Source organism: Amycolatopsis sp. H20-H5 (assembly GCF_035828755.1).
In the GTDB taxonomy this organism is placed as follows: Bacteria; Actinomycetota; Actinomycetes; order Mycobacteriales; family Pseudonocardiaceae; genus Amycolatopsis.
In genome coordinates this window covers 1-12,247 of the sequence record NZ_JAYMZS010000187.1, presented here as the reverse complement: position 1 = coordinate 12,247, position 12,247 = coordinate 1, and the positions used below count along the sequence as shown (strand labels likewise).

The following is a 12,247-nucleotide window of genomic DNA, read 5'->3' as shown; positions in this document are numbered from 1 at the left end:
TTCACGGCGTTTAACGCTGTCATGGTGGCCTTCAGGGGCACGCATGAAACGGTCATGGCGGTATGAAACGGGCGAATGGGCAGATTTTCCGTCCTTTGTGGAGGGTAGGCGGCTTCGAAGGCCAGGCGCTCGAGGCTTCGAGCGGCGGCTGCTGCGACAGTTCTCAGACGCGTTCTCAGGAACACGAGCAGCAGCGAGCGCACCGGCAGGGCGTCCTTGAGGCGATTGCCGACGCGCCGGACCGCTGCGTCAGATCCAGCTGGCGAGCTCCGGCTGCGCACCTTGCCGCGGCGCACGACCGGTGAGCCACGCCACCAGGCTCGCCGCGGACCCGGCCACGACCGGCCCGCCCGCCTCGCCCAGCCGCCAGCTCCGGGTCCGATCGTCCGGCTCGAGCATGGCAGCCGGGCAGCCCTCGCGGGCCGAAAGCGCGGTGGTGACGTCGCCGAGCAACGCGTCCAGCAGGTCGGCGGGCAGGTCGGCGACGGTCGCGCCGGCCGCGAGATCCACGGTGTGCAGCCAGGTTTCCCGCGTCCGCATCCACGGGATCGTCGTGGCGGGCATCGACTGCCCCTGGGCGTTGCGCACGGCGGCTTGCCAGGTGTCGTCATCGAGCAGGGCCAGCGCGTCGTCGAGACCGGCCGAGGTGGCGGCCAGCTCCTCCCGCAGCACGTCCGCCGGGAAGACGGCCGACGCCTCGATGTCGGCGTTGCGCGCCTGGGCGTTGACGTACATGGGCGTCTCGACCCCGGTCCTGGCCCAGCCCGCGAGCCTGCCCAGCGCCTCGGCGTTGCGCGCGAGATGGGCGACGACGTGCGCGCGGCTCCAGCCTGGCAGCCCGCTCGGCTCGCGCAGCCCGTCGTCGGGAATCCGGTCGACGGCCGCGTGCAGGAAAGCAGTGCCCGCGGCCAGCCAGCCCAGCGTCCGGCTCAGGTCCGAGGTTTCTTCGCTCATCCGATGATCTCCTTCGCTCGTGGGGAGTATGCCGGTCGACGGCGCCGCCAGGCTGGCTAGGCTGGCCGCCATGACCGAGCAAGGAGCGGCTCCGGTCCGCTGGCGGGCGGGCGTGACGGTGGCACTGGCCATTCTCGTGGTGGACCAGCTGACCAAGGCGTGGGCCGTTTCGGCCCTCGCGGGCCACGCGCCGATCCCCGTGCTCGGCGACTTCCTCCGGCTCCGCCTGCTTTACAACCCGGGCGCGGCCTTCTCGATCGGCTCGGGCTCGACCTGGATCTTCGCGATTCTCGCGGCGGCAGCCGTGGCCGGGCTCGGCTGGCTGGTCGGCCGTGTCCGCTCGGGCAGCTGGGCCGTCGCGTTCGGGCTGATGCTGGGCGGCGCCGCGACACACCTGCTCGACAGGCTGTTCCGCGCGCCCGGCTTCGCCCGCGGCCACGTCGTCGACTTCCTGGACTACAACGGCTTGTTCGTCGGCAACGTCGCCGACATCGCGCTCACCGCGGGCGCCGCGCTGGCCGTCCTGCTCACGGTGCGTGGCATCGGGACCGACGGCGGCCGGGCGAACGCGAAGGAGCGGCGGACGCCGTCCAGCGGCGACTGAGCGCCGGGGATCATTGTCCGGCTCCACACCGCGCTGTACGGTGACCGGACTTGATTCAATTTTGAACAACTTCGATCGGAGACCCGGCACCCCATGGTCATCAAGCGTGAACTGCTGATCGGCGGCGAAGAGGTCCCGGCGCTCGACGGCGCCACCACCGGCGACCACACCCCCTACAACGGCGAGCTGTACGCCACCGTGGCCGCCGGCAAGCCCGCCGACGTCCGCCGGGCCGTCGACGCGGCGGACAAGGCGTTCACCGAGTGGGCCGAGACGGCTCCCTCGGCTCGCCGCCGGATCTTCCTCAAGGCCGGGGACGTCCTGGAGGCCAGGGCGGACGAGGCCGTCGAGATCATGGCCCGCGAGGTCGGCGGCGTCCACGGCTGGGCGCTGTTCAACGCCGGCCTCGCCTCGAACATCCTGCGCGAGGCCGCCGCGGCGACCACGCAACCGCTCGGCGAGGTGCTGGCGACCGACACCGGCGAAGCCCTTTCGCTCGCCGTCCGTGAGCCGGTCGGGGTCGTCGGCGCGTTCGCGCCCTGGAACGCGCCGCTCATCCTCGGCGTCCGCTCGTTCGCCGTCGCACTGGCCGTCGGCAACACCGTGGTGCTCAAGCCCAGCGAAGACGCCCCGATCGCCTGCGGCCTGTTCCTGGCCGACGTGCTGCGCGAGGCCGGACTGCCCGCCGGTGTGCTCAACGTCGTCACCAACGCCCGCGAGGATGCCGCCGCCGTCGCGGAGAGCCTGATCGCCGACGAGCGGGTCCGGGTGATCAACTTCACCGGCTCCACCGAGGTCGGCCGGATCATCGGCACCACCGCCGCCCGCCACCTCAAGCCCGCGGTGCTCGAACTCGGCGGCAAGAACGCCCTGCTCGTGCTCGACGACGCCGACCTCGGCTACGCGGTCGACGCGGTGACGTTCGGCGCGTTCACCAACGCGGGCCAGATCTGCATGTCCGCCGACCGGGTCCTCGTCCACCGGGCCGTCGCCGAGGAGTTCACCACCAGGCTGGCCGCCAAAGCGGCGTCACTGCCCCACGGCGACCCGGCGGACACCGGCACCGTGATCGGTCCCCTGATCGACGACAGGGCCGCACAGCGCGTCGCGGCGCTGGTCGCCGAAGCGGTCGACGCCGGAGCCCGGGTGCTCGCCGGCGGCGGAGAGCCGGACGGCGCCCGGCACGCCGCGACCGTGCTGGACCGGGTGACCCCGGACATGCGGATCTTCGCCGAGGAGATCTTCGGGCCGGTCTGCACGGTGATCGTCGTCGACAGCGACGACGAGGCGGTGGCCATCGCCAACGACACCCCGTACGGCCTGACGGCTGGCGTGCTCACCGAGGACGCCCGGCGCGGCCTGGCACTGGCACGCCGCCTGCACACCGGAATCGTGCACGTCAACAACCAGACGGTCGACGACGAGCCCCAGGCGCCGTTCGGGGGCGTCAAGTCGACGGGTTACGGGCGGTTCGGGGGCCGCTGGGGCGTCGAGGCCTTCACCGACACCCGGTGGATCACCGTCGCCGGGAAGCACGCGGGCTTCCCGTTCTGAGGCGCGGTCAGCCCTCGTCGCGCAGCCGCCCGACGAGGGCGCCGATCCCGTCGGCGAGCCCCTCGAGCTGGGCTTTCGTGAGCCCGTCGAAGAAGACTTCGCGCACCATGGCGAGATGCCCCGGCGCCGCCGCGCGCAGTTTGACCCAGCCCAGGTCGGTCAACCCGGCCACCACGCCGCGGTCGTCGGTCGGGCACGACCGGCGGCGGACCAGGCCCGCCTTCTCCAGCTGGGTCACCTGGTAGCTCAAACCGCTCTTCGAGGTGAGCGCCACACCGGCGAGCTCGGTCATCCGGAGCTCGCCCTCCGGCGCGTTCGACAGCCGGACCAGCACTTCGTACTGCGGGTGCGAAAGCCCCGCGTCCTGCTTGAGCTGCTGCTCGACCAGGCGATTCACCATGGTGCCCGCGGCGAGGAAGCCTTCCCAGGTCTTCAGTTCGCTCTCGTCGAGCCAGTCGGGTTCCATGCTCGCAGCCTAGTCCAGTAGTTCAAACTGGAACGACCAAGGCTTCGGATACAGGAACGCGCCTGGAGCAGGAAGAACTCCCGCCCCAGGCGCGCTGGAACAACAACTAGCAAAGAGGGCCCTCGCCCTGAACGGGCACGGACCCCCTGCTGCCAAGGGTGGCTCAGATGGCGCTGACGCCCTGGGCCTGCGGGCCCTTCTGGCCCTGGCCGATCTCGAACTCCACGCGCTGACCCTCGTCCAGGGACTTGAAACCGTTGCCCTGAATTTCCGAGTAGTGCACGAAGACGTCGGGACCCCCGCCATCCTGGGCGATGAACCCGAAACCCTTTTCGCCGTTGAACCACTTAACAGTGCCCTGAGCCATGCCGCCAACTTTCTTTCTGCCGAGCCCGGGCTTCACTAGAGCCCAGGTCTCAGACCACATCCTGCCATCCGGCCAAATGATGGTCGCACCCGACGGTACTCCCCTGCCTCCGAAACCGGACACCGCCCCGGTCACAGCGCTACCGAGCGGGGTCGGAGGCCCCAAAACGGGACCACCTTGTGGACACGTCATCATTCCACGGCCGGCTTCGGGACGGGGCGTTCACCGGCCCGTGCGCGGCCGCCCCGACGAGGATGGAACTGGGCGTTCACCGCTTCGCGGAACCGATCACCGGCGAACAGGTCCTGGTCACGGAGCAGCCTCGCTGACACGATCGAGCGAATTCGGCTGGCGGCCCAAAGTCACCGGGAAGGGCCCGCGAGGCCGCCGACCTGGATGCCGACCGGCGGCGCCACCTTGAGCGCGCTGCGGAGGATGGCGACGACGGCGTACTCCGCGACAGCGATCTCGGCACCAAGCTCCAGCGCGCGATCACGCCGCTGAGGGGTCACGCGGCCGGTGAAGAACACCACCGGCCGGTCGTAGCCTCGTCGCCGGAGCTCTTCGACGAAAGTAAAACCGGCCTCCAGGTCTTTGCCCCGCGTGATGTCCGAGACGACGGCATCCGGCGGAAGCTGGGCGACTTCCACGAGCGCCTTCGCGGACGTCGAGTGAATCTTGACCACGGCGCCTCGTTCTTCCAGCATCGAAGCCAATTCCGCCACGCTGGGCGGGTTGTCGTCGACGAAAACAAAGCGCCTGCCCTGAAAATCCGCGGATTCGTCACGGTCGGACAGCCGGACCGCCGAGCTCGACGACTCCCACTCGGCTGAGAGCGGCGACGGGATCTGCTCGGTCGCCAGCGGTCGGTTGACCAGCTTGCGGCGCAACGCATCCCGCGTCTCCTGGCCGCCGATCCCCCGAAGCAGGGAGACGAACGCCTCGTCGCGAACCCAAGCCGCGAACTCCTCCGGAAGTTCCCGTTCAAGCTCCTGGAAACCGGCCGGCAGCAGCTCGCGAAACTCGGCGAACGAATCCGGAACGGCGACCCGGTGCGTTTCGAACGACCTGCGGACGGTCACCCACCACTGATCGTCCTCCCGGCCCGGCGGAGTGGGTATCAGCTCCCGGACGTCCGCATAGTCGAGGAACTCGCCGATCAGGTCGGCGGTCTGATACTGGCGCACGAGCATGTCGTAGAACGGGCTGTACAGCTGCTGCAGCAGGATCGCGGTGACGAGCTGCGTGCTGCCGAGCGGAGGCCGCTGCCAAGCCGGATCGAGCTGGTGCTCGAGTACGAAACTGTTGATGATGCGCTTGATCCTGCGGGGGTTCCGGCCGGTCCGGTCGATCAGGATGTCGGCGACCGTGTCGTCGATCAGCGCGGTCGTGCCCGAACGCCGCGCGCACCCGTCTATCAGCCTCCTGACCTGGCCGTCCTCCGGCTGCGGTAGCCGATACGCCACCTGCACGATCTTCTCCAGGTAGCTCCGGCCCTCCCCGAGCCCACCTCGAGCCGGGCCGGACACGCCCCTGGCGAGGACCGCCTGGTCGCAGCAAAGGACGAAGATGAGCCCCGGAGCGTCAAGATACAATTTGACGGCTTCGCACACCTTCACCACGACCTCGTCCGAGCACCGGTCCAGGTCGTCGACGAACATCACCAGCACCCGGCCCGGCGCCCGGCCACCATCGACTTTCACCCAGTCGGACAACATGCCCTGGATGAGTCCGCGCAGCTCGTTGCCAGAACTCGCGTCCACTGACAGTCGCGCCCAGATCTCGTCCACGAGCCGGTTCACCCCGAGCAGCCGGCCGGTGACCCCGGCGACCAGCTTCGCCAAGCCGGTGACCCCGGCGACCAGCTTCGCCAAGCCGGTGATCCGCTTACGCTTCAAGACCTGCCGGGCCCAGCGACGCACCACGTTCTTGTCCAGCTTGACCAGAACCGACTTGATCAACCCTTCAAGCGCACGATCGCCGCCAGCGGTCCAGGCATTGAACCGTTCGGTGATGATGCCGGAAGACTTCGGGAGCTCGGCCTCGATCTGCCGCAACAGGGTGCTTTTCCCCATACCCCAGCTGGCGTCCACAGCCAGCACGAGCGGCGAGGCCGCACGAGACGCGACGATCATGGACGCGATACCGGCCGCAATCGCGCCGCTCCCGAGCAGGTCGTCCTCCGGCGCCTCAACGGGCTGATCATTCACCAGCTTGTACGGCACGTCACCCCCAGCGGTATCCGGTCACAGACGTCAATTGTCCCGGATTTACCCAGTCGGCAACTCTTCCGTTCGGAGGAAGCCACGACCGCAACGAGGCCGCGACGCCTCACTCCCAGTGACGTAAGACAACAGGGCGAACACACTAAGCGGTCACGCCGCGGAGCTTCACCAACCGCAGGCATAGCGATCAACCACGCAAAGGTACACTCTGACCAGCAGAAACGTTCAACTTGCCGCCATGACACCTCGGCCGCAGTCCAACCAAAAGACCTTGCCAGACAAACCCTGCAACCGAAGACGGACCCCCTGAGAAACCCGCCCCTGCGACGGTATAGTCTTTCTTCAGCAAGTCCGAGTGGCGGAATGGCAGACGCGCTAGCTTGAGGTGCTAGTGTCCTTAGCGGACGTGGGGGTTCAAGTCCCCCCTCGGACACATATTCACGGGATATCTCCCGCAACACAGAGTGAGTGGCCCACTACGGTGGGCCTCTACTTTTTCCTTAGTACGGCCTGCTCGTCTACACTGATCATGGTCGATCCCTCCCCGTGCGACAGGTACCGGGGAGGTTTTTCATGAGCGGCGTCATCGTACCCGTCACCCTCCCCAGCCGCGTCGCCCCGCCGACACCGGCGCAGCGCCCCGCTGCGATCACCCTCCCGCTGGCCCTGCCCCCACCGGTCCATGACAGCACCGCGGGCGGGCGGCACTTCTCCACCGCCCTGCTCGACGCGTCCGGCCGTATCCAGGACCGCGGCGTAGTCGCCGCGCTTGGCTGGCGGCCCGGCGACCGGCTGCTGTTCACGCTGCTGCGCACCTCGGTGCTCATCGCCCGGCGCGACGACGGCCTCTTCACGATGCCTGGCAAACCGTATGTGGCGCTTCCCGCGATCGTGCGCAGCAGCTGCGGTGCCAGGGCGGGCAGCAGGGTGCTGCTGGTCGCCGACCCCGATCAGGACGTCCTGGTCGTACACCCCGAACCCGTCGTGCACGCACTACTGCGCGACTTCCACCGCACCCTGTCCGCACCGGAGGCGACATCGTGACCGACACCGCGACCACCACCGAACTCGACGCCGCCCGGCTGCTGCTGGCCCGCATGGGCGTCGACCCCGTCGACCTGCTCGACACCGACGACAACACCACAACGGCAGCGCGCGCGCCGGTGCCCACGTTCACCGAGTGGATCCCGGTCGTCACCGACCTGGTCACTGCCATGACCGCCCGCTCCTACGGGTCGTACTGGAAGAAGGCCGAGGCCGCCTGGGGTCCACGGGCCATGAACGAGGTGACCGCCTCGGAGATCAAAAGGATGTCCGAGACCGTCCGCGAGACCGCGGTGGTGCGCAGCAACTCCCGCGGCGGGCGCAACGCCGCGGAGAACTTCGTCGCCGCGGTCCGCTGCCTCTACCGGCACCTGGAGAACGAAGACCTCATCAGTGTGCGGGCCAACCCCGCCCGCCGGGTCACCAAACCACGGCGCAACGCCTCCACCCGCCGCGCCCTGCCCGACAACCGACTGGCCGAACTCAACGACATCGTCGCCACCACCGGCGACGACCCCGAACTCGACGCCCTCATCTGCCGCATCCACGAAGAAACCGCCTGCCGCCGTGGCGGTGCCCTCGCCCTGCGTCCACGCGACCTCGATCGCACCCAGTGCATGATCCGGCTGCGAGAGAAAGGCGGGACCGAACGCTGGCAACCAGTCTCCCCCACCCTTATGCGCCACCTCGTCGCCCACCACGACGAACGCGGCACCGGTGACCCGGGCGAGCAACTACTGCGCTATGCCAGCGGCAAACCCATCACCAGCCGCCGCTACGACCACCTCTTCAACCGCGTCCGCAGGCACCTGCCCTGGGCAGCCAGCCTCCTGGTGTCGGCGCACTGGCTCCGCCACACCACCCTGACCTGGGTGGAACGCAACTTCGGCTACGCCGTCGCCCGCGCCTACGCAGGCCACACCGAAGGCAACGACGCGGCCACTACCACCTACATCAAAGCCGACACCGCCGAGGTCGCCACCGCACTCGCCGCCCTCACCGGCGAACCCCACCCACTGGCGAAGAAGCAATAGTCACCCAGCCGCATCACCCGACTCGGGCACGCCGGAGCTGACCTGGCGTGCCCGAGTCAGATGCGCAGCCCTCCCACGTTCAGACCTGGCGCCAGGAGGAGGGTCTGGAAACACCGTTCGAGATCGCCGCCCCGCCCGTTCCGCCTGACGGCCTGTCGACCCGGCCCGCATACGGCACACATGTCTTGACGAGCACCGCGCAAACGGACTTCGACATCCGAGAAGCTCATCGACGGCAACGGCCACGAGCACTGTATAGGGCGTTATACGTTTCGTAACGTCTCCCAGCGCCAGCCAGGACGACACTCGCGACGATCCGGGCCCGCATTGCGTCCACATCGACCGGTTCCCGCTGTACAGAGCCGGTTTACGGCGCGATCGCGCCGGCCGGGTTGGCATGTTCAGCATCCTGTGTGCGGGGAGCCCCCATTCGGCCTGCCGGTAAGACGGCGCTACTGCAGCCCCTTCGGCAGCGAGAAGGCCCTGACCTGGAGCAGAACATCACGGAACTGCCTGCGTGGCTGATGGTCCCATCGGGCTTGCGCACCACCATCAGTCTCTGTTTCCAGGCAGCGGCGATCTCGTCGTCGAGGTGGAGTGTGGTGATTCCGGGATGATGCAGCTCGATGTCGGTCCAGAAGAGTTTCACCAGGTTGCGGGCCAGGCTGCGTAACGAGGCGTAGTCCATCGCGGACTGCCGCTCCCGCAGGTAGCGGACGAGAATATCCCTGACTGGCCCACAAGCCACCTCATAGCTGTCCACCATCTCGGGAACCGAGCTTTGCCCAAACCGCAGCGCCTCCAGCATCGTGTCGTGCCCCAGGTCGACAATCCCCTTCAACAGACGCCAAGCAACGTGCGGCTTGGTAGAACCAAATTGGTGCCGGTCTTGCGTCGAGCCGACCACGTGCGAAAGCCGATCAGATCGTCCGCAGTGAGACAGTCCAAGTCCTTGCCCGTATTGCAGGACGATCTTCGACAGGACGACCAGCCCGTCCTCAAACTGCCGCACCGGCAAGTCCAGGCTCTCCGCTGTCGCCTCGATCCGCGCGAACAAGTCCGGCCGGAACGTAAGCCGCGTGTAGGTGTCAAGCCGCGTCGCCGAGTAGGAAGCGAGGAAGGCGTAGCTGGGCAGGACCACCCGCGCCAGCAGCAAGACCATCACGCCGCCGGCCAGCTCGTTGCGTGCAGTCACCGGCGCCCGAGAGTCGCCCTCGGCCAGCCGTGTCAGCCACGGCTGGTCCATCCCGTCGGCAGCGCCGGAGAGTGCCCAGCGTTGCTGCCAGCCCTCGCCCGCCTGGGTCTCCAGCCACTCCAGGATCCGCCGAGCCCCCGTCATCCGCGATCGACGATCGTAGGTATCCCCGACAGACCACATAGGCAACGACGGCAATCGCAGCAGGATCTCGCTGATCGACAGGCGGTCTGCTTCTCCAACACGGCTTCCGTCATCAGCCTCCTCGTCGAGAAGTCGAAACTGATGAGGCGCGCGAGCGGAGCCCCGGTAGCCTGTGTCCAGAGACCTCACGAGAGCGTTCCTCCCAACAGCACCGTGAGCTCCTCGGCGTCGTAACCCGCGGCCACCGGTGCAGATGGCTGGTGAGCGCGGCGTTCGCGGTCGGCCAGGTGTCCTTGGACTCGGCGGATAACCTGAACTTCGTCCTCGACGGTGTAGATGTCGGCGGTGATAGACAGATGGGCGTGCCCGAGGACGACCTGCACGTCGTCTCGTCGCGGGACATGCGCAGCGCGGCGGTGTGCCGTAGGTCGTGCATGGTCCAGTTCGTGCCGAGCAGGGCGTTTACCCGACGCCAGACCGCGCGCAGTGCCTCGTAATTCATCGGTTGCCGACGCAGCCCATCGCCTCGGTCGCGCCGCCGCAGCGTCCACCAGACCGGATCGTTCGGGTCCAGCGGTTCCCTGAGATCTGACAGGTAGAGCCGTAGCCAGACAAATGATTCTGGGCTGGCCGGCAGCCATTGCTCGGCGCCAGTGCCCTTGCGGATCACCCGCACGAGCTGATCGCCCCAGTCCAGGTCTATACCGCGAACGCCGAGTAGTTCGGCTGCGCGGGCCGCGCAACTGATGTCCATCGACATCAGTGCCCGGTCGCGATTGGAGCGCAGTCCGGCAAATACGTCACGCCAGGACTCCTCCCGCATTTCCCGCGGCTGCTGCTTCGGCAACTTCGGGTTGTACCAGATCTTCCCGTCCAGTCGGAACGGCTCCAACGGGTTGTGGTGCGCATGCGGCCGACGAGCCCGGTAGCGTCGATCGAGCGGGACCGGGCTGACCAGTGGTCCCTTCTGGACGTCCTCGATCCAGTACTCGTAGAACGCCCGGACCACCGCGTTGGCGTGCCGGATCGTGCGCGGCTCATACCCGTCACCGAGATGCCGCTTGCGGGTGACAGGGTTGATCGTGCCCGCGGCGACCGCCGACACCGTTCTCGGTGACCGGCGTGGCCTGGTCGTCTGCTGGAGCCACAACACCAGGTCGCGGACCTCGGCAGGCGTCGCTTTGTCCCACTCGACATCGACCGCGCGCAGCCACCGCCACCAACGCAACAAGACGTAGGCGTAGCTGCGAACCGACCCCAGGCTGGTATCTCTGGCAGCGAAGTCGGTCAGGTACCGCCGAATCGGCTCCACCGGCTTGCCATCGTCGTCCACCACCAGCCATGCCACCGATCCTTCGGCCTGCAACACCCGTCCCCATCGGGGCAACTGAATCGTTGCGATGTCCCGGCCCAGATCGTCGAACATCTCACCACCTCCTTGAACAAGATGGATGAGATTTAAAGATCAACTCTCGCTCGGTGTTGGGATCATTGCGGCGTGTCGTCCCGTAGTCCGGTCAATAGACCTCTCCCCCGAGCGCGAGGGTTGCCCCGACATCGACGTGGACATCACGGTGAGACGATGCGATTCCAGTGTTCCTGCAACGCGGCCTCAGCGGACTCGACCAGCTCCTCGGCCAGGCGTGGCCAGTTGTTCGCGCGCCCGGCCGGAAGGCGCTCGAGCTCGAACTCGTGATAAAACGACCAGCCCGCTGCCGTCACGACGATGTCATCATCGCGATCGTCGGCGCCCGACTCGCCGCGGAGATCTTCGACGAGCCCCAGCGCCACGGCAACCCGAGCATGACTGTCGAAGCCCATCAGCGAACCGAAGTGCACGTCAGAGGTGCTCTCCGCCGCGCCCTTGATCAGCGCCAGAACGTGGACCCACGAGGGTGTGGTCATGCGAGCCACCGGCCGCAGACCAGGTACTCATGCGGGTCACGCCAGCTGTAGTCATCTCGCTCCGCGGCGCACACACCGCGGATCAGGTCCCCGACAAGGGCCGAGCCCAGCACGGACAAGTTGGCGCTCACGTTCGTTCGCTCCTCACGGTCAAGTCGTCGTCGATGGTGCCGGCGGACAGCTACGATACGCAGCCGCCCAGCCGTGTTTACACTTTCCGGCGCACCACAGGCCACGACCCACGCGCGGCTGACAAGTTCACCTAGTCAGTTGTGCGATCGCCCGCTGGGTACGAAGGCCGCCCCAGGACCGGTTGGTCGGGAAGAGCCCGCCGAAGTACTCCTGTCTTTCCGCGGTCGCGTCGGCGTACTCGGTCGCTGTGCGTGTCTCCTCCCACAACTGATGACGACGCCTGATCTGATCTCCACGAGCAGGGGACAACCAGTGATGGTTGAAGTTTTCAGCATCGGCGAGCCTCAGGAGACGAATGTACGTCTCGTCGGCGCCGATGGTGACAGTCAGGAGCATGCGACGGCGGAACATGCACTGCGCGCTGGATGCACGCAACCACGCGGGCAACCGGCTCACGTCGAACCCGCCGAAGATGACGTCCTCCCTGCTAGGGGCTCGCCGATGAATAACCCGTAGAGTCCGGTTGTAGCTGTCATGCTTGTGGTATGCGTGAGGCTGGGGACATCGGGGCAGTGCTGGCGGCGAAGTTCGCGGTGTTGTTGCCGCACCTGGACGAGCGTCAG

General features: G+C 67.5%; 13 protein-coding genes and 1 tRNA gene. 5 read left to right on the top strand and 9 right to left on the bottom strand.

Going from position 1 to position 12,247, the window contains the following annotated elements; genetic code table 11:
* Together QMK34_RS45035 and QMK34_RS45030 are read right to left on the bottom strand one after the other, a co-directional pair.
* Positions 1-203, bottom strand: a 203-nt coding sequence (locus QMK34_RS45035; RefSeq protein WP_326421003.1) for a hypothetical protein, incomplete at its 3' end; no start/stop codon positions are given.
* A 46-nt stretch (positions 204-249) separates the two neighbouring features.
* Positions 250-954: a maleylpyruvate isomerase family mycothiol-dependent enzyme gene (locus QMK34_RS45030; RefSeq protein ID WP_326421002.1), complete on the bottom strand. Its 705-nt coding sequence runs from the start codon at positions 952-954 to the stop codon at positions 250-252.
* A gap of 70 nt (positions 955-1,024) precedes the next feature.
* On the opposite strand from QMK34_RS45030, the gene QMK34_RS45025 reads away from it, so the two are divergent.
* Together QMK34_RS45025 and QMK34_RS45020 are read left to right on the top strand one after the other, a co-directional pair.
* Positions 1,025-1,558 (top strand): signal peptidase II, encoded by a 534-nt coding sequence (locus QMK34_RS45025; protein ID WP_326421000.1) that lies wholly within the window; start codon positions 1,025-1,027, stop codon positions 1,556-1,558.
* A gap of 93 nt (positions 1,559-1,651) precedes the next feature.
* The gene (locus tag QMK34_RS45020) at positions 1,652-3,112 is read left to right on the top strand and encodes an aldehyde dehydrogenase (RefSeq protein ID WP_326420998.1); all 1,461 of its coding nucleotides are present in this window, start codon (positions 1,652-1,654) and stop codon (positions 3,110-3,112) included.
* 7 nt (positions 3,113-3,119) lie between these two features.
* Here QMK34_RS45020 and QMK34_RS45015 read toward each other — a convergent pair whose 3' ends face one another.
* The 3 genes from QMK34_RS45015 to QMK34_RS45005 all read right to left on the bottom strand — a co-directional run bounded on the left by QMK34_RS45015 (position 3,120) and on the right by QMK34_RS45005 (position 6,170).
* On the bottom strand, positions 3,120-3,578 hold the full coding sequence (locus QMK34_RS45015; RefSeq protein ID WP_326420997.1) for a MarR family winged helix-turn-helix transcriptional regulator: 459 nt from the start codon (positions 3,576-3,578) through the stop codon (positions 3,120-3,122).
* Between the two features lie 163 nt (positions 3,579-3,741).
* Positions 3,742-3,945 (bottom strand): cold-shock protein, encoded by a 204-nt coding sequence (locus QMK34_RS45010; protein WP_326420996.1) that lies wholly within the window; start codon positions 3,943-3,945, stop codon positions 3,742-3,744.
* A gap of 362 nt (positions 3,946-4,307) precedes the next feature.
* Positions 4,308-6,170: a P-loop NTPase fold protein gene (locus tag QMK34_RS45005; protein ID WP_326420995.1), complete on the bottom strand. Its 1,863-nt coding sequence runs from the start codon at positions 6,168-6,170 to the stop codon at positions 4,308-4,310.
* A gap of 349 nt (positions 6,171-6,519) precedes the next feature.
* Here QMK34_RS45005 and QMK34_RS45000 point away from each other — a divergent pair.
* From QMK34_RS45000 to QMK34_RS44990, 3 genes are all read left to right on the top strand, one after another.
* Positions 6,520-6,603 (top strand) — tRNA-Leu (locus tag QMK34_RS45000).
* Positions 6,604-6,743: 140 nt separating this feature from the next.
* Entirely contained in the window at positions 6,744-7,214 is a 471-nt protein-coding gene (locus QMK34_RS44995; RefSeq protein WP_326420994.1) for a hypothetical protein, read from the top strand.
* Entirely contained in the window at positions 7,211-8,248 is a 1,038-nt protein-coding gene (locus QMK34_RS44990; protein WP_326420992.1) for a tyrosine-type recombinase/integrase, read from the top strand. Before QMK34_RS44995 ends, QMK34_RS44990 begins: the two co-directional genes overlap by 4 nt.
* Positions 8,249-8,615: 367 nt before the next feature.
* On the opposite strand, the gene QMK34_RS44985 is transcribed toward QMK34_RS44990, so the two are convergent.
* From QMK34_RS44985 to QMK34_RS44970, 4 genes are all read right to left on the bottom strand, one after another.
* Complete coding sequence (locus QMK34_RS44985) at positions 8,616-9,776, bottom strand: hypothetical protein (protein WP_326420990.1); 1,161 nt, start codon at positions 9,774-9,776, stop codon at positions 8,616-8,618.
* Positions 9,700-11,013, bottom strand: a complete 1,314-nt coding sequence (locus QMK34_RS44980; RefSeq protein ID WP_326420988.1) for a tyrosine-type recombinase/integrase — start codon at positions 11,011-11,013, stop codon at positions 9,700-9,702. The genes QMK34_RS44985 and QMK34_RS44980 overlap by 77 nt, the downstream gene beginning before the upstream one ends.
* A 143-nt stretch (positions 11,014-11,156) precedes the next feature.
* Entirely contained in the window at positions 11,157-11,492 is a 336-nt protein-coding gene (locus tag QMK34_RS44975; protein WP_326420987.1) for a hypothetical protein, read from the bottom strand.
* On the bottom strand, positions 11,489-11,623 hold the full coding sequence (locus QMK34_RS44970; protein WP_326420986.1) for a hypothetical protein: 135 nt from the start codon (positions 11,621-11,623) through the stop codon (positions 11,489-11,491). Before QMK34_RS44970 ends, QMK34_RS44975 begins: the two co-directional genes overlap by 4 nt.
* Positions 11,624-12,247 lie beyond the last annotated feature (624 nt).